The sequence below is a fragment of the Parvularcula marina genome (assembly GCF_003399445.1).
Taxonomy (GTDB): Bacteria; Pseudomonadota; Alphaproteobacteria; order Caulobacterales; family Parvularculaceae; genus Parvularcula; species Parvularcula marina.
Genome location: NZ_QUQO01000002.1, coordinates 184,077 through 200,111, shown reverse-complemented (window position 1 = coordinate 200,111; position 16,035 = coordinate 184,077). Strand labels below are relative to the sequence as shown.

Below are 16,035 nucleotides of genomic sequence, written 5' to 3'. Positions count from 1 at the left end.
AGAACGCCGAGCCATCAGCCAGCCCGAAAAAAGGTGCCCGGCGTCTCGCCGGGCGCCTGCCTTACTTCCCGAAATAGTCGCCGAAGAAATCGCCTTCATTCCAAGTCGGGCGTTCGTCCGCATTCGCGATGGCTTTCGCGATCCGGTAGTTGATTTCGGCGAAGCGTGCCGCCTGGTCATAGCGAATATCCTGAGACGCTTCATCACCGGGTCGGTGATAATTGGTCGAAAGGAAACCGCGGAAAGCCTCTTCACCACCATTTTCAAAGCCGAGCACCATGAAGATCGAAGGGATGCCCACTTTGACGTAGTTATAATGATCCGACCGTACAAAGAGGACCATTTCAGGCACGGGGTCAGGCGACAAGGTTACCCCGAGCGTACCGGCAGCAGCCTCCGCCGTTTCCTTGATACTGGAATGCTGTGCACCAAACGCGATCACGTCAGTAAAATCATGCAGCAGGATCGGCATGTCGAGATTGACATTGGCAATCATGGATTCTGCCGGCACTGTCGGGTTCTGGGCATTATATTCCGATCCCAGAAGACCTTTCTCCTCAGCCGTCAGCGCAACGAAAAGGATCGACCGGCGCGGCCGCTCGCCATTTTTGAACTTGCGGGCTTCCTCGAGCAGCGTCGAGATGCCGGACGCATTGTCCATGGCGCCATTATTGATGATGTCCTTGTCCGGATCTTCTTCAATGACGCGCAGCTTGCCAATGTGATCAAGGTGAGCCGTCAGGACGACATATTCGCCTTTCAGGTCAGGGTCAGAGCCCTCAATGACGCCAATGACGTTGGGTGATTCATAATCTTCCCATTCACTGGCGCCGGCAATGCGCAGACTGACACCCAGCTCTTTCGGCGCCATGCCGTCGTTAAAATCATCCGCACTCATCCCGGCGGCAAGTGCCAGCTTGGCCGTGCCCGTTTCGGTCAGATAGGCCGCCGCTGCGATCTCTTTATCCTTGCCGTCCGGATGAACCACAACCTCACTTGCCCGTGCCGCCGCGCGCTCAAGGCGCGAGCCGCTGAAGCCGCCCGTCGGGTTGAGCGTCACGAAACCAACCGCGCCATGCGCGGCAGCTGCTTCCCGCTTGGTGGAAGCACGGTTGAAGTGGGCATTTTCCTCAGAGGGCAGATCATCCGGCACACCGCTGAGGACGGCAACGATTTTTCCCGTCACGTCGATCTTGTCATACGCGGTCTGACCAAACATCGGCGCATCAAGACCATAACCCATGAAGACGACATCCGCCGTCACATCAAAGCTCTCATGATAGGTCGAGGCCCCAACGTAGAAATCATCGAAGATCTGCATGTCCGCGCCGGCCAGCTCGACGACTGACGCCTCAACGACCGTCTTCTCTTTACGCAGCGGCACTTGCTGGAGGTAGCCATTGTCGCCCGCGGGCTTGAGGCCGATCTCCTTGTAGGCAGCGACCACATAATCGACGGCCTTGTCATAGCCTGGCGTGCCCGCCTCTCGGCCCTCATATTCGTCGCCCGCCAATGTCGTCAGATCGTTCCGGAACCGCTCCGCCGAAGCTGCAGCGCCGTCAGGCCAGCTTGTGTCGTATTTCGCCCCTTTAGGAGCATCCGCGTCCGGCGCCGTTGCAGCACAGGAGGCAAGGAAAGCAATTGCGGCCGAGCCAAGGACAAGGCGGCGAAGATTGGTCATGAGAGTAAGCCCTTTACCGAATTTCGATGCATTAACATCGTTCGGAGGGCATTTGGCAAGATGGCGTCTGGCCGCTTAGATGATCCGCTGGATCGAGTTGTCGTCATTCATGAGGACGACGGTCGGCTTGTAGTTCCGGGCTTCTTCTGCGGGCACCTGACCAAAAGCCGAGATGATCACCTTGTCCCCGGCATGGGCAAGGCGTGCCGCCGCCCCGTTGAGCATGAACTGCCGTGAGCCGCGCTCGGCGGGCAGCGCATAGGTCGCGAGCCGATTGCCATTGGTGACGTTCCAGATGTCCACATGCTCGTAAGGCAGGATCCCCGCCGCATCGAGCAGATCCTCGTCGATCGCGATCGAACCCTCATAATGAAGGTCGGTCATCGTCAGGGTCGCCCCGTGGATCTTTGATTTGAGCATTTTGAGGAGCATTGGCCTGCCCGTTGTTGTGCAGGTGCGATATAATGTTGCTGGCCGCACATGAAAACCCCATTGATTCACGTGAATGCATAGCATTTCTCACGTCCTATCGAGAAAGGGTTGGGTTGCCATTCATATGTGACAGCACCCATATGCGCGCTTTCGCTCGTCCGACCGCCTTTTAAGGAATTCTCATGGCTGCCTTCACCACGGAAAAAGTCACGCTCGTCCAGCATTATACCGACCGACTGTTCCGCTTCCGCACGACCCGTGATCCGGCCTTCCGCTTTCGCTCAGGCGAATTCGTGATGATCGGCCTGCCCGGTGATAACGGCAAACCGATCCTGCGGGCCTATTCTGTCGCGAGCCCCGCCTGGGACGAGGAAATCGAGTTTTTCTCGATTAAGGTCGAGGACGGCCCCCTCACCTCACGGCTCCAGAAAATCGAAGTCGGCGATGAGATCATCGTCGGCAAGAAGCCGACCGGTACGCTGGTGCTCGACGCCCTCACTCCCGGCAAGCGGCTCTACATGTTCTCGACCGGCACCGGCTTTGCTCCTTTTGCAAGCCTTGTCCGCGAGCCAGAGACCTACGAGAAGTTCGAGGAAGTCATCGTCACCCATACCTGCCGTCTCGTTGATGAGCTCGCCTATTCAGGTGAGATCGTCGACAGCCTGAAGGATGACCCGCTGGTCGGCGACGTTGCGCCCGCGCAGCTCAAATATGTCTCTTCCTGCACGCGGGAGAAGCATCCGCTCGAAGGGCGCATCACAACGCTGATCGAAAGCGGCAAGCTGTTTGAAGTCTTGGGCGTGCCGCCGCTCAATCCCGAAACGGACCGGGTGATGATTTGCGGCTCGATGGAGATGATCGCTGACACCAAGGCCCTGACCGAACAAGCTGGCCTCACCGAAGGCTCGAATGCGCAGCCGGCTCAGTTCGTCGTTGAGAAAGCCTTTGTTGGCTAACTTAGTGCAGCGATGAGGTGACGGCCTTCAAACGCTCAGCCATGACGCGAGGAGTGAAGGGCTTTTCGATCCAGCACAGGGGCGAGGACTTATCACCAGCCTCACGTATTTCCGGTGAGTTGAATGCCGTCACGAAGATGATCGGGACATCAAGCTGTTCACGTAGCACTTCGGCAACTTCGATACCGACAAGATCACCACACAGATTGAGATCGATGGTCACAAGATCAGGCCGCTCCGTCTCGCAAAGTGCCACTGCCTGACCTGCTGTGGCTGCTGTCGCCACAACTTCCATTCCAGCAAGTTCGATCGCCTCGCTAACGGAGAGAGAAACCAGGAAATCGTCCTCAACAACAACAACCTTGAGCTTGTCCCCAGCAGTGGAAGTCACTGGCGGACGGCTCTTTTCAGGCGATGTACTCAGACTCTCCATTCGGACACTCCAACTCGGCGATGTGCTTGAACCGTACACTACATTGTGCGCCGTTCACACTCTCAACGTTGAAAGATGCCGCTAGCTGAGCGCATAAGCCTTTCACCATCGTTAAACCGAGACTCTCTGAGGAGCGTTCCTCAAGTTGGAAACCGGGTCCATTGTCTTTTACAGAGAGAACTATTTTCGAATCTTCCAGGCCAGCCTCAACAATAATTTGGAGCCCTTTATCCGAAGTTGCATGCTGTACTGCATTCGTAATGAGCTCATTGATGATCAAGGCAACCGGCCCTGCCTGATCATTTGTCAGTGACCACCCCGCCTCAATTTTTTCTACGAAACTGACCGAGCTATCCGTCGCACTCTTCAATGATTCTAGCAGCGAAAGGATGAGATCATGACCATCGAGTTGTGACATCTCTCCGCGCCGATACATCAGCTCATGGATCCGTGACATCGCAAGAAGGCGACGTGTCGCCGTGTCGACGAGGTCATGAAAGACCTGATCCTCGCTTCGCCGAGCCTGTTGCTCAAGGAGCGAGATGATGACGTGGATGTTGTTTTTCACGCGATGCTGCAACTCACGCATCAGGAGAATGTTCTGCTGAAGGGAAATTTCCAAGCGGTGCTGCAAACGATGCCGCTCTCTGACTTCCGCATTTAGCGCATCAACTTTCTTGGTTAGCGCCTTGAAACGCCCCTGTCGCAGATCCGGAAATCTGACACCGATCCGTAGTGGCTCGGCAGGCAAAAGCCGCTGTGCAATCACGACAGCATGATCGCTAATGTCCGGCCCCAGTTTCAGCTTTGCAGGTCGAGGCATAGTTGAACCAGAAGCCTTGGAGACAATGTCCTCTATTACGTCAGGCTCATTGTCATGAAGAAACTCGACGAGCTTTCGTCCAGCGCAATCATCCGTCTCCAAATAACAACGCGCCTTCGAATTTGCGTGGACGATTTTGGCCTCACCGTCGAGGACGATGCACGGCTCCGGGCAAAGTTCGAGCACTGACTCAATGCTGGTCATGACTTGCCTCTACTGCAAAATATTCACGGCTTGTACTCTGAGGCCTCTCATCAGGCTTCAATCTGATAACGACACGGCACCCCCTATCACCATTCGCAATTGCCTCGTCAATTCTGACATTTGCATAGCCCAGATTATCGGCTGCAATCCGTCCAAAGACGTTTGACGTCATCATGCATAAGGATGGCCTGCCCTCGACATATTGTCCAAATGGACAAGCATTATTGCCGAAGACGATCTCCTCGTCACTTTCCTCGATGATGTAGAATTCGCCTCCGATCCGCCTCTTTAGATCGACAAGACAGGCCGCAACCTGTTCCTTATTCAAGTTCTCAACTTGCAATGACTGACGGTAGGATGTGCCAATTTCTTCCCCCATCGTGTCACCAACAATTGAAACAAAACCAGCCGCTTCCGGTAGACCAATTATATCTTCCAATGCGCCTGTGAGATGACGTAAGAGCGATCGAGTGAACCGGTCCTTGTCCAGGGGGATATCCGCATTTTGAATATCTTGTACTCCTGACATGACGGAAAACTCCTTCAAATTTTAAGTTTCCAAGCGGACGAATCCATAAGTGATAATCTAACTCAAAAGTTGCACTCTCAGGCAATTACTCTCAAAGATGTTTCAAGTGCTGGCAAGACGGAACTTATGTCGAACCCTGAAATAATTGCAGTTATCGTCGCAGGCGGGAAAGGCAGCCGCGCCCGTACCGGGCTGCCCAAACAATATATGCCGCTTGGCGACGCGCCCGTTTTACGCCGCACTGCAACAGCGTTTTCCACACACCCTCGGATCGACGCCGTCCTGTGTGTCATCGGTGATGAAGATGGCGAGCTCTATGAGAATTCCGTCAGAGGTCTGAGCAAAATGCTTGACCCAGCCATTGGGGGCGAGAACCGTCAGGCATCCGTGCGTAACGGACTTCGCGCGCTCACAGGTCACTCGCCGCAAATGGTCCTTATCCATGATGGCGCTCGCCCATTCATCAGTCATGAGACGATTACCGGCGTGATTGAGGCCCTACATCAGGCAGATGGCGCGATCGCCGCCCTGCCCGTTTCCGACACGCTCAAACGGGCGAACCGCGCGATGGGGATTGAGGAAACGGTACCACGTGAGGGGCTGTGGCGGGCACAGACGCCCCAAGGTTTCCGCTATGAAGTCATTCACAACCTGCATGAAGACGCAGAACCGGGTACGGCCACCGATGATGCCGCCTTGCTTGAGGCGCGCGGCATCCATGTCGCCATTGTCCCTGACCTGCCGACCAATATTAAACTGACTTATAAGGAAGATTTCGACGTGGCCGAGAAACTGATCGCCGGCACGAGGCGGACCCATATCGGGCAAGGCTTTGACGTCCACGCCTTTGAGGATGGTGACGCCGTCACACTTGGCGGGGTTGAAATCCCGCATACACAAAAACTCAAAGGCCATTCCGATGCCGATGTGGCGCTTCATGCCCTCACCGATGCGCTTCTCGGCGCCATTGGCGAAGGCGATATCGGTACCCATTTTCCGCCCTCTGACGAAAAATGGCGCGGCGCGGCCTCTCACCTATTTGTCGAACATGCCGCAAAGCTGATCTCCGATCGCGGCGGCGAGATCGGCAATATCGACCTCACCCTCATTGCCGAAGCCCCGAAGGTCGGCCCGCACCGGGCGGCTATGCGCGAAAAGATCGCGGGCATGCTTGGGCTTGATGAGGCTCGCATTTCGATCAAGGCCACAACCACCGAAGGCTTGGGCTTTACCGGCCGCAAGGAAGGCATCGCCTGTCAGGCTGCGGTGACGGTCATCCTGTGACGGATCATCAGACCTATCAACTCGCCGAAAAGGTCATTACCCGCGCTGCGACAGCCGGGAAACGCATCGCGACAGCCGAATCCTGCACCGGCGGGCTGATCGCTGCTGCGCTCACCGATATTCCGGGGGCGTCAGATGTCTTCACCCACGGCTTTGTCACCTACGCCAATGAAGCCAAGGAGACGATGCTGGGCGTTCCCCATACCGCGTTGCTGGCACATGGCGCCGTCAGCGCCCCTGTCGCGCTTGCCATGGTGAAAGGCGCAAGAGCCGCCGCAAACGCGGATATCGCGATCTCTGTCACGGGCATTGCCGGTCCCGGCGGCGGTACCCCGGAGAAACCTGTGGGGCTCGTTTACATCGGGATTGCGAACGGGGATCGAACCAGTTTTCACCGGCATCTATTCGCGGCAGGCTCTAGGGAATATATCCGCTCACAGACGGTCAAGGCCGCGCTTCGTTATCTTGCTGCTGGCTTGAGCGCCTGACTTCAAGCCGTTTTCGGCTGCTGCTGCTCGATGTGAGTTTCCTCACCAATTGATGCCAGCACTTCTGCGACCATGTCCTCATCATACGGCTTCATGAGGATGTGCTTGGCACCTGCCGCATTGGCCAGCGCCAATTCACGCGGATCATTATGCGTGACACACAGAATGACATGCGGACGCGCATCAAGCCTGTTCACCTCACGCAAGATATCGAGTGCGCCGAAATCCGGCAGGTCCCAATCGAGGAACAACGCGTCGTAAGGATGGTCTTTAAGGAGCCCGATCGCCCCCGCCGGGCCATCCGCCTCCTCCGTCTCGCATCCGCACGATGCCAGTAGGCGGCACATGACCGCCCTGACATTGCTCGAATCCTCAATGACGAGACATCCCATTTTCGACGCAGACTCCACGCTTGTGTTGCGGCCGGAATGATATCCCGGACAGAAACGACCAAAGAGTTAGCGCAGCTTAGTTAAAATTCTGCGTTTCTTAGCAAGCCAGATCGAGCCGCAGGACCAGGCGCTCATCGAGCGCGAAATCCGTCGTGATATGCGCCCCACCTGTCCGGGCAATAAGCGCCGCAAGGCAAGCCGGCATATCCTTGGGCTGGATGTCCGCATCATCGCCGTCAAAGGCGCGTGCCATCTCGTCGCTAAACTTCACCTTGGGGCCCGTCGCGGTGACGATCAGCCCGCCCGCCTTCTCAACCTGTACGATACTGCCGGGGCGCGGCACGCAGCGCTCAATGGCAATCAGCATGTTGAGGAGCACCCGACCCTGCCATTTCGGCAGGCTCGCTTCACCCAAGCGCCAGTCAAGCTCCGCCTTGGAATGGGCATAGAATGCTTGCGCCGCCGTTTCCGCTTCCCGCATATCGAGGTCACCGGAAAAACCGCCGGATGAGCCGTAGGCCAGCCGCGCCAACGTCAGGACGGCAATCGACTTCGATGTGCTTTCCTTGATCAGGTTGAGGGCATGCTCCTGCATTTCGGGATCTTCGCCCTCGCAGAGGACTTCGAGGCCCGTATTGAGGGCCCCAACGGGGTTCACAAGGTCATGGCAAAGGCGTGACGCCATGAGCGAGGAAATCTGAACAATCTTGTCCGTATCAGTCATGCCTGTTCTTTCTGCCTGTTCTCTCGAACAGGCAATCGGGGAAAAGGCCAAACTGTTGGTAAAATGCTTACTGATTGGTTGCCGAGGCAATCGTGTAGGGATGCACCCGAAGCGTATCGACGAAGAGGCGCCGATCCTCGAAACTCGCAAGCAGATCGCCATCAAGGACACGACCATTGGCGACATCGAGGGTCATCGGGTTCTGCACTACACCTGATTTGAGCACTTCATAATGAAGGTGCGGACCGGTCGACCGGCCTGTCGTGCCGACATAGCCGATGATGTCGCCCTGACGGACGCGCGTGCCGGCCTTGATGCCCTTGGCGAAGCCATTGAGGTGGGCATAGGCCGTCTCAAAGCCGCTGGCATGCTCGATCTTGATATAATTACCAAAGGTGCCGGTCGGAGCAGCCCGGACGATCTTGCCGTCCCCTGCAGCCATGATCGGTGTGCCGCGCGGCGCGCCGAAATCAACGCCTTTATGCGCCTTGGTATAGCCAAGGATCGGATGCTTGCGACGACCAAAGCCCGAGGTCACCCGCGCGCCTTCAATCGGCGTTTTCATCAGCATACGGGTCGCGCTTTCACCGGAAGCATCAAAGAACGGGATTTCCATCCCTTCGGCCTCGTCAAAGCGGTAGTAATTCCGTGCCCGCGTCTTCCCGCGCCAGGTCATCGCCGCAAAGACGATATCGCCTGAGCCGACATACTCGCCTTCTTCGTCGTAGAGGACTTCGTAGACAGCCTCAAAACGGTCACCGGCAAAGATGTCACGCGCAAAGTCGATGTCATAGAGGAAGAGGTTCGCAAAGCGCTGCATGATTTCGGGGGGCACTTCGGATCGGCTGCCCGCCATAAAGAGTGAGTGATTGATCACGCCCGCAACAGCGGCATAGCGCTTCTGGATCTGCAGCTCTTCAATGCGGGCCGTATACTGACCGTCACGATTGCGCCAAGCAGTGACGATATGGCGGTCATCGGGCCGGAAGCGCAGACGCATCAGGGCAAGGTCGTAGGACTGAAGTCCTTCTGCCGTCATGTCGCCGCCATCATTGTCGCGGCGGACTGGCTCGAAGGCATAGTCGATGGCAGTCCCGGATTCGATTTTCTTGACGTCCGTCACCGCACCGGCCGCCGTGAGCATGGCTTCGGTTTCGATCTCGCCTGCGCCAAGGGCCAGCAGGGTCTGGCTGAGATTTTCACCGCGATTGAGGACGACCGTCATATAGGCGCGCTCGGCCCGGCTCTCGGCCTGCGCCTGGGCATAGGCAGCAAAGAGGCTCTCACGGCCGCCGGTAAAATCATCGGCAGGCGCAATGGCGACCGGGGCTGCATCGGCGAGATAAACGGCGGCAGGATCGATGGTGCTGACGATCGGCACGCCTTCAGGGCGTCGGCGGGGCTTCAGACGCGGAACGAGCTTCATCTGGTCAGGAGCCGCGGACGCGAGGACAGCGACCTGCTCTTCCGATCCGCCGATCACAATACGTGCACTTTGCGGACGAGGCCGGTCAGCTCTTGTACTTACAGAAACGGGAAACCGGAGCTCGGCATAGCTCGTATCAGCCTCTGCCTGCGGTGCGCGGCGGCCCGATTCGAGCAGCACGACCCCAATGGCGAAGGCGCCTACAATCAATGATAGAATTGCGACGGGAAGCAGTCCCGTATTCCTTGCAGTCACTCTATCCCTGCCCAGTCCCACCAAGTCAGCTGATCACGTGCCTGATGTCAGGCAATAAGCGGACCAACTCAGGCGGGCAGAAAACACTTTTGTGGCGTGCGCGTCAAATGACTCAAATGTCAGGGAAAATGTGAATTGACCGAACGGGTTAACCTCGTCCGGGGCCTTCCCCACGTTCCTTGAGGACGTCGCGCAGCAGCTTGTCGAGATCGGCATTGCCCGCGATCTGTCCCTTGAGCCTTTCACGTACAAGATGCGGCAAGGCTTCGGGGGCCGTCTCACCCATCGCGCCGACGGTTTGCCGGATCAGACGGCGAATGGCCTCATCGGTGTCGAAGTCCGGTGAGCCCGGCTGGTTTTTACGATCATTGCTCATGATGCTTGAGATAGGGGGCTATTCGCCGTTTCGCCAGCCCGCCGGTAAATGCCGTGATGCGCGAGCGCAAAGCCGGTTACTGATTTGAGCGACCTCACCCGTCCGCAATTCCTGCGAAGGACGCGCCAGATTTCGCGCAGGCGCGCCCGGCCCAGCGTGCCGGTCTTGGTCCCCTCCCCAAAATAAACCTCCGATAGGACGTCCGGGGTGTAGTGGAATTTTGCGCCGTTCTCCCGCAGCCGAACCCATAGATCCCAGTCCATGACGAAATGAAGTGTCGGGTCGATCCCGCCGATCGCCTCGATGGCTGACCGCCGCACAAAGCAGGACGGCTGAGAAATATTGTTCGAATAATAGAGACTTTCAGACGGCGCCGAGACTTCCGGATGAAGGAATGGCTCAGCATCATCCGTGACGATCAGGCTCTGCCCGTACGCCACATCGATGTCAGGATGAGCGCGGAAAAACGAAGCTACTTTGCGAAGCGCGCCATCGGTCAGGCGGTCATCGACATTGAGCCAGCCAAGGATATCTCCCGGGGCCGCAGCCCAGCCTTCCTTGATCGCGGCAGCCTGCCCGTCATCTGGGCCATGCCGTCGATAGGTGATGATATTCTGATAGTCCTCTGCGAGCTGATGGACCTCTTGCGCATCACTGCAATCACAGAGCGCCACAGCGGTCGCCTCATCTTGCGCATCAAGTGACGCAAGGCACTCCCCCAACCGAGGGTCAAAGTCAGGCCCCGCCGGAATCGTGATGGAGAATGTCAGCGGCGGCATCATAGGAGGTCTCGGATAGCCTGACGCTTATCGCGCGTCTTGTTGCACGTTAGCGTATTGATCTGGAAAAGCGATTGCCGTTTGCGGTTCACTCGCGAGGTATCACCTACCAGGCGTGCGACCTGCGCAGCGCGCCTTTTTCCTTCACGAAGGCGATATCCACCTGCCCCAGCGCATTGTCGCTCGGCCGGTAGAGTCCATCGAGAAGGTCGTAAACGACAAACCCGGCCTCCTTCATGAAGGTGATGATCTCATAGAAAATCGGGTGATGCGGTCCCCAGAAGGGGAAAAAAGACGCTTCAACGATCGCCACATCGACATCCTTGAGCGTCTCCTTGCCCCCTTTGAGCACCAGCAGGTCGGCGCCCTGACAATCGGTTTTCAAAAGGATCGGCTTCTCGCAGGACAATTCGGCCATTTCATCGTCGAGCGTTGTCACCTCAACCTCGACGACCCGCTGATCATCGTCTTTCCGTCGATGCATCATGGATGAACCAAACAGATCCTGATGCCGCAGAAGCGTCTTTGTCGCCTTCTCTTCCATCAAGGCGCAGGTCCGAATCACATGCCGGTACGGCTTCATGGTCTTTGCCAGCTCGGCGTGGAAATCCGGCAAAGGCTCATAAACGACGTGCTGCGCTTCGGGGAACGCTTGATAAATGCTCAAGGTGCCTTTTGCCGCACCGACATCGATACAGGTCTTGGGAGCGAAACCGAGTGACTTCAGATGAGTAAAAAACGCGTCGAAATCTCGCGTCGGCCGTTCGGTCAAAACCACTCTCCCACAAGGATATTATGCGCACATGTACGAAAACCCGCCCTTGCCACAAGGGGTTGTGCCTTGCTAGCTCGCGCCGCTTCATGGAAGGACGGCATGTCAGTGCCTGACTGACGAGAAAGAACGACCGGACTTATGGCGTCCCCAGATTATTATCACTACGAAGCCGGCAACTCGAACTGGGGCCGGACGGTCGCAGATATCAAATCCGGGCTTGGCCGCTGGCGGCTCTGGTCGAGCATGGCTTTTCGCTATTTTCTCAACCAGTATCGCGGCGCATTGATCGGCCCGTTCTGGATTTCTCTGACAACAGCTTTGACGGCCACGGGACTGGGACTTCTCTACTCCCAGCTCTTCAGCATCGATGTCAAAAACCATCTGCCCTATGTGACCATCGCGCTGGTCGTCTGGACCTATATGAGTTCCTTCGCGACGTCAGGAACGGCGGTCTTCAACTCCAATTCGCACATCTTCAAGGAATATCCCCTTCCCTTGAGCATGTTCCCGATGCGTCTGACCGTCCTGCAATTGCTACAGGTCTGCTTCCGCTTCATTGTGCTCTTCGGTGTAATGATGATCTTTGGCGTCCCGTTCACACCTTTATCGGCCCTGGCGATCATCGGCTTTGCACTTCTGACGTGGATCGGCTTTTGGTCCAGCCTCGCGCTTGGGGTTATCAATGCGCGGTTCCGTGATTTTGGTCAGATGGTCGGCGCGATGTTCGGCTTTGCCTTCTTCGTCACCCCCATTTTCTGGACGGCTGACCGGCTGGGGCCATACAGCTGGGTCGTTGATTTCAATCCGCTCTATCACATGATCCAGACTGTCCGTGGACCGCTATTAGGCGGCGATGATATCGCCCTGCATTTTATCGTCACCGGCGCGATTGCCATTCTGTCGATGGTCGCTGGACTGCTCGTTTACGGCCGGTTTTCCCACCGCCTTCCCTATTGGTGCTGACGAATGGCGCGCGTTTCTCTCAAGAATGTCTCGGTCGGCTATCCGGTCCCGCATTTCCACCGCAAAGGGTTGATGGCGACGACCAAGTCGACCCTGCTCGGCGGGCTGATTTCAGCGGAAAAAGAAGTCACCATTCAGGCGCTTCGCCACATCTCGCTAGAGCTCAAAGACGGCGACCGTCTGGGCCTGCTCGGCCATAATGGGGCGGGCAAAACGACGCTTCTCAAGACGATGGCAGGCATCCTGCCGCCCAATGCCGGTAGTGTGACCGTTGAAGGGCGCATCTCTCCTCTCACCTCGATCCAGCTTGGCCTCGATAATGAAGCGACCGGCATGGAGAATATCCGGATCCGGGGGCGGCTGATGGGCTTCCGCGATGACGCGATCAACGAGATCACGCCTGACGTCGCCGAATTCACAGAACTCGGCGACTATCTCGACCTGCCGATCAAGACCTATTCCAGCGGTATGCGCATGCGGCTCAGCTTCGCCGTCTCAACAGCCTTCCAGCCCGAAGTCATCCTGCTCGATGAATGGCTTGGCACAGGCGATCTAGAGTTCCGCGACAAGGCTGCCCGCCGCCTGCGCCAGATCATTCAGGATTCCCGGATTTTCGTCTTCGCGACCCACTCGCGAGACCTGCATAGGCGGATGTCGAACAAGGGCGCGGTCATGGACAAAGGCCAGATCCTTTTTTGTGGAGAACTGGAAGAAGCCTTTGAGTTTCAGGACAAGCTGGTGGCTGACAAGGCGGCAGCCGCCGCTGCGCCCTGATTTCGCCATGAGCATCTGCCACATATGGCAACATTATTGACCAACGCCCGACGGCGACTTACGCAAAGACTATGGTAGATCTCCGCAATCGAGACAGCATTCTCCCCGGCGCCTCTGAACGCGCCCTTTTGCGCGAGATTTCCGACCTCAATGACCTTTACGAGACCCTGACGCCGCAGGAGATCATCGAGGATGCGCTGGCGCGCCGTCAGGCCCTGTTTGGCCATTGTGCTGCCGTTTCTTCCTTTGGCGCTGAGTCAGCCGTTCTTCTGCACATGATCGCGCAGGTCGAGCCTGCACTGCCCATCGTTATGCTCGATACCGGCAAGCTGTTCGGGGAAACGCTGCAATACCGCAATCAGCTCCAGCATGTTCTAGGTCTCGAGGACATTCGCTCGAGCTACCCGCGCAAATCCGATCTCGCAGAGTTCGACCCGCTGGGCACCCTCAGTGCAACGAACCCCGACCAATGCTGCCGCATTCGCAAGACGGACGTCCTCAAACGCGCCCTGTCGCCGTTCGACAGTTGGTTTAATGGCCGTAAGCGTTATCAGTCTGACATCCGCTCCGTGATGTCGATCGTTGAGCGAGACGATGGCCGGCTCAAAATCAATCCGCTCGCCAATTGGGACGCCGGCACGATCCGCGCCTATCAGATCGAACACGAACTCCCTGTCCATCCGCTTCTCTCCAAGGGCTATGGCTCCATTGGCTGCTATCCCTGCACCTCCAAGGTGAAAGCCGGAGAAGACGCCCGTGCGGGCCGCTGGCGCGGTCTCGACAAGTCCGAATGTGGTCTTCACGGAAAAGGCTAGGCGCTTGTTGCCAAAAGCCTTTCCCCGCGGACCCGGAGCCTGATAACGCCTCCTTGCATGATTGTCTGGCTCGCCTCCTATCCCCATTCGGGAAGTCGATTTCTGCGCACCCTGCTGCAGCAAGGCTTTGACCTGCCCGTCAGTTCGGCAAGCGAGATCACCTATTCAGAGATCACTCAGTCCAAAGACCTTCATGTCGTCGAAACGCATGATGAACCTCAGGACAAGGCAAAAGCCATCTATCTCATCCGGGATCCCCGAGACGTCATTGCATCGGCACGGCGAGACACAGATACACAGGATACAGGCGCGATCGATTATCGTGACGTCATTCTGGGCAATTCACCATTCGGATCGTGGGCTGATCATGTAAAAAGCTGGTCCCCAACCTACCGAGCCAACACCCTCTTCTTGACCTGTGAAGAATTGCTGGAAGACCTACCCGCGGCAATCGAGAAACTGGCGGGCTTTCTTGGTCGGGAGTCTAAGCCTGCAAAAAGTGTGGACCAGACCACCCTCGAAGAACTCGGCGCCGAGCTTTCCTCGCATGCCTATCTGACACCTGAAATCATTACACTGATTGAAGTACTGAATGCTGAGCAGATGGCAAAATTCGGCTATCTGCCCAGAACGGCGCACAAGCGCAGCAACCTCATCCCAGTCATGCAGGAGCTCTCAATCCGCCTGAAGATTGCCCATATGGAACGCGCCCTCCCTAGCGAGACCACAAAGGCAGATCTGACATCCACTGACATGCTCGCCCGGATGAAACGGGCTGAGGCTGAGGCTGCCCGCGCCCGGATGTCAGGAGCAGAACTCGCCGCCGAGCTTGAGAGCCTGAAATCGGAACTCGACCGCGCCCATCGTCGGCTTGGACAGCTACACAATGTGCTGGCGCCTCGGTGGAAGAATATATTCAGTCTAAAGCCATTGCGTTTCGTGATGCGCATGCGGGGCCTCGTCAAATCCGGCCACCTCAAATTTGATGAACATGGTATCCCCGTCGAAGCTGGTCATCAGGATCATGATTCACAGCATGCCACCGATGAGACTACGAAACTCCCTGCGGCACCTGACAATATTCAAAGGAAAACTGGTCAGTCAGCGTCCTTTTATGCAGGATGGACACAGGAAAAGCCGCTCGGTATCGCCGTTTTCGCCTATGACCGCGCACAAAATCTCGAGGCTGTCCTCGAAAGCCTGAAATTGCAGGATGCGCTTTCTACGGTACATGTCTTCATTGATGGCGATCAGGGGCGGCCTGCGAAACGACAGATTATCGACCGCACCGAAGAGATTGCTCGATCATACGATATCGCCGGCATTCACCGCCAGCGCGGAAATTTCGGTTTCCGCAAGATGATGATCCTCAGCATCAAGCGCATGTTCGAGATGTATGAGCATGCGCTCTTTCTTGAAGATGACTGCTTTCCGACCCGCCATGCCGCGAAGGGATTTTCTTGCGAGCTATCCGCGATTGAGAAGGATGACGGCATTTTCTCCGTCTACGGTCACCATTTCGGCCTTGAGCAGAATGAGGAGAGCTTCCCGCGTTTTCAGGGGTGGGGATGGGCAACGACCCGCGACAAGATGATGTCGATCTGGCCGGACCTGCGCGATTGCTACATGATGAGCGAGGATGACTATCTCGACTTCGTCAACCGCGCCCTCACGCCGGATGTCGAGGCGAGATTGCGGGCAACGCCGGGACGTGACCCCCTCAACACGATCACTAATTTCTTTGCCTGGGATGAAACAGTCGCCCTGCTGACGGCCATGCGCGGCATGTCCCATCGTCCGAGCCGGGAGCGCCTAATCTATAATTTCGGCATGGGTCACAGCTCGACCCATTTCGGCGCCAATCCAGTCTTCCGGGCCCCGCCCTTTAACATGATCACGCCGGACGAGATCTGGGATCATTTCTGA

The 16,035-nt window shown here is 56.9% G+C and carries 18 protein-coding genes; 7 read left to right on the top strand and 11 right to left on the bottom strand.

The annotated features are described in order from the left end of the window. Positions 1-61: 61 nt before the first annotated feature. On the bottom strand, positions 62-1,681 hold the full coding sequence (locus DX908_RS14830; protein WP_116393270.1) for a M28 family peptidase: 1,620 nt from the start codon (positions 1,679-1,681) through the stop codon (positions 62-64). Between the two features lie 75 nt (positions 1,682-1,756). Further along, positions 1,757-2,113 (bottom strand): aspartate 1-decarboxylase, encoded by a 357-nt coding sequence (gene panD / locus DX908_RS14825; protein WP_116393269.1) that lies wholly within the window; start codon positions 2,111-2,113, stop codon positions 1,757-1,759. A gap of 182 nt (positions 2,114-2,295) precedes the next feature. Between panD and DX908_RS14820 the strand changes: the two genes are divergently transcribed. Further along, positions 2,296-3,069, top strand: a complete 774-nt coding sequence (locus tag DX908_RS14820) for a ferredoxin--NADP reductase (protein WP_116393268.1) — start codon at positions 2,296-2,298, stop codon at positions 3,067-3,069. A gap of 1 nt (position 3,070) precedes the next feature. On the opposite strand, the gene DX908_RS14815 is transcribed toward DX908_RS14820, so the two are convergent. Genes DX908_RS14815 through DX908_RS14805 form a run of 3 tightly spaced genes read right to left on the bottom strand, consistent with a single transcriptional unit; the run spans position 3,071 to position 5,058 of the window. Beyond that, positions 3,071-3,460, bottom strand: a complete 390-nt coding sequence (locus DX908_RS14815; protein ID WP_158548862.1) for a response regulator — start codon at positions 3,458-3,460, stop codon at positions 3,071-3,073. A gap of 16 nt (positions 3,461-3,476) precedes the next feature. Further along, positions 3,477-4,529: a histidine kinase dimerization/phosphoacceptor domain -containing protein gene (locus DX908_RS14810; protein ID WP_116393266.1), complete on the bottom strand. Its 1,053-nt coding sequence runs from the start codon at positions 4,527-4,529 to the stop codon at positions 3,477-3,479. Next, positions 4,516-5,058, bottom strand: coding sequence for a methanogen output domain 1-containing protein (locus DX908_RS14805; protein ID WP_116393265.1), 543 nt, complete (start codon positions 5,056-5,058; stop codon positions 4,516-4,518). Before DX908_RS14805 ends, DX908_RS14810 begins: the two co-directional genes overlap by 14 nt. A 126-nt stretch (positions 5,059-5,184) precedes the next feature. Between DX908_RS14805 and DX908_RS14800 the strand changes: the two genes are divergently transcribed. Further along, on the top strand, positions 5,185-6,342 hold the full coding sequence (locus tag DX908_RS14800; RefSeq protein WP_116393264.1) for a bifunctional 2-C-methyl-D-erythritol 4-phosphate cytidylyltransferase/2-C-methyl-D-erythritol 2,4-cyclodiphosphate synthase: 1,158 nt from the start codon (positions 5,185-5,187) through the stop codon (positions 6,340-6,342). Continuing rightward, complete coding sequence (locus tag DX908_RS14795) at positions 6,339-6,830, top strand: CinA family protein (protein WP_116393263.1); 492 nt, start codon at positions 6,339-6,341, stop codon at positions 6,828-6,830. The genes DX908_RS14800 and DX908_RS14795 overlap by 4 nt, the downstream gene beginning before the upstream one ends. A gap of 2 nt (positions 6,831-6,832) precedes the next feature. Here DX908_RS14795 and DX908_RS14790 read toward each other — a convergent pair whose 3' ends face one another. The 6 genes from DX908_RS14790 to DX908_RS14765 form a co-directional block, all read right to left on the bottom strand. Next, on the bottom strand, positions 6,833-7,222 hold the full coding sequence (locus DX908_RS14790) for a response regulator (protein ID WP_116393262.1): 390 nt from the start codon (positions 7,220-7,222) through the stop codon (positions 6,833-6,835). Positions 7,223-7,319: 97 nt separating this feature from the next. Then, a complete protein-coding gene (locus tag DX908_RS14785) occupies positions 7,320-7,946 on the bottom strand; it encodes a histidine phosphotransferase family protein (RefSeq protein ID WP_158548861.1) in 627 nt (208 codons plus the stop codon). Positions 7,947-8,013: 67 nt separating this feature from the next. Further along, the gene (locus DX908_RS14780) at positions 8,014-9,552 is read right to left on the bottom strand and encodes a M23 family metallopeptidase (RefSeq protein ID WP_147303826.1); all 1,539 of its coding nucleotides are present in this window, start codon (positions 9,550-9,552) and stop codon (positions 8,014-8,016) included. A 223-nt stretch (positions 9,553-9,775) separates the two neighbouring features. Further along, entirely contained in the window at positions 9,776-10,003 is a 228-nt protein-coding gene (locus DX908_RS14775) for a hypothetical protein (protein WP_116393259.1), read from the bottom strand. Continuing rightward, positions 10,000-10,785 (bottom strand): glycosyltransferase, encoded by a 786-nt coding sequence (locus DX908_RS14770; protein WP_116393258.1) that lies wholly within the window; start codon positions 10,783-10,785, stop codon positions 10,000-10,002. Before DX908_RS14770 ends, DX908_RS14775 begins: the two co-directional genes overlap by 4 nt. Before the next feature lie 103 nt (positions 10,786-10,888). Beyond that, a complete protein-coding gene (locus DX908_RS14765; RefSeq protein WP_158548859.1) occupies positions 10,889-11,554 on the bottom strand; it encodes an FkbM family methyltransferase in 666 nt (221 codons plus the stop codon). A gap of 141 nt (positions 11,555-11,695) precedes the next feature. Here DX908_RS14765 and DX908_RS14760 point away from each other — a divergent pair, with 141 nt between their 5' ends. From DX908_RS14760 to DX908_RS14745, 4 genes are all read left to right on the top strand, one after another. Then, the gene (locus DX908_RS14760) at positions 11,696-12,520 is read left to right on the top strand and encodes an ABC transporter permease (RefSeq protein WP_116393256.1); all 825 of its coding nucleotides are present in this window, start codon (positions 11,696-11,698) and stop codon (positions 12,518-12,520) included. A gap of 3 nt (positions 12,521-12,523) precedes the next feature. Continuing rightward, positions 12,524-13,294 carry an ABC transporter ATP-binding protein gene (locus tag DX908_RS14755; RefSeq protein ID WP_199564768.1) on the top strand — a complete coding sequence of 257 codons (771 nt, stop codon included), beginning with the start codon at positions 12,524-12,526 and terminating at the stop codon, positions 13,292-13,294. Positions 13,295-13,365: 71 nt separating this feature from the next. After that, entirely contained in the window at positions 13,366-14,109 is a 744-nt protein-coding gene (locus DX908_RS14750) for a phosphoadenylyl-sulfate reductase (protein WP_116393255.1), read from the top strand. A 57-nt stretch (positions 14,110-14,166) separates the two neighbouring features. Then, complete coding sequence (locus DX908_RS14745) at positions 14,167-16,035, top strand: sulfotransferase domain-containing protein (protein ID WP_116393254.1); 1,869 nt, start codon at positions 14,167-14,169, stop codon at positions 16,033-16,035.

Bases quoted from the DNA above. Each gene is read 5' to 3' on its own strand.
- DX908_RS14755 (WP_199564768.1), top strand. From the start codon at position 12,524: ATGGCGCGCGTTTCTCTCAAGAATGTCTCGGTCGGCTATCCGGTCCCG.
- panD (WP_116393269.1), bottom strand. From the start codon at position 2,113: ATGCTCCTCAAAATGCTCAAATCAAAGATCCACGGGGCGACCCTGACG.
- DX908_RS14790 (WP_116393262.1), bottom strand. From the start codon at position 7,222: ATGGGATGTCTCGTCATTGAGGATTCGAGCAATGTCAGGGCGGTCATG.
- DX908_RS14820 (WP_116393268.1), top strand. From the start codon at position 2,296: ATGGCTGCCTTCACCACGGAAAAAGTCACGCTCGTCCAGCATTATACC.
- DX908_RS14810 (WP_116393266.1), bottom strand. From the start codon at position 4,529: ATGACCAGCATTGAGTCAGTGCTCGAACTTTGCCCGGAGCCGTGCATC.
- DX908_RS14760 (WP_116393256.1), top strand. From the start codon at position 11,696: ATGGCGTCCCCAGATTATTATCACTACGAAGCCGGCAACTCGAACTGG.
- DX908_RS14750 (WP_116393255.1), top strand. From the start codon at position 13,366: ATGGTAGATCTCCGCAATCGAGACAGCATTCTCCCCGGCGCCTCTGAA.
- DX908_RS14830 (WP_116393270.1), bottom strand. From the start codon at position 1,681: ATGACCAATCTTCGCCGCCTTGTCCTTGGCTCGGCCGCAATTGCTTTC.
- DX908_RS14785 (WP_158548861.1), bottom strand. From the start codon at position 7,946: ATGACTGATACGGACAAGATTGTTCAGATTTCCTCGCTCATGGCGTCA.
- DX908_RS14775 (WP_116393259.1), bottom strand. From the start codon at position 10,003: ATGAGCAATGATCGTAAAAACCAGCCGGGCTCACCGGACTTCGACACC.
- DX908_RS14800 (WP_116393264.1), top strand. From the start codon at position 5,185: ATGTCGAACCCTGAAATAATTGCAGTTATCGTCGCAGGCGGGAAAGGC.
- DX908_RS14770 (WP_116393258.1), bottom strand. From the start codon at position 10,785: ATGATGCCGCCGCTGACATTCTCCATCACGATTCCGGCGGGGCCTGAC.
- DX908_RS14745 (WP_116393254.1), top strand. From the start codon at position 14,167: ATGATTGTCTGGCTCGCCTCCTATCCCCATTCGGGAAGTCGATTTCTG.
- DX908_RS14805 (WP_116393265.1), bottom strand. From the start codon at position 5,058: ATGTCAGGAGTACAAGATATTCAAAATGCGGATATCCCCCTGGACAAG.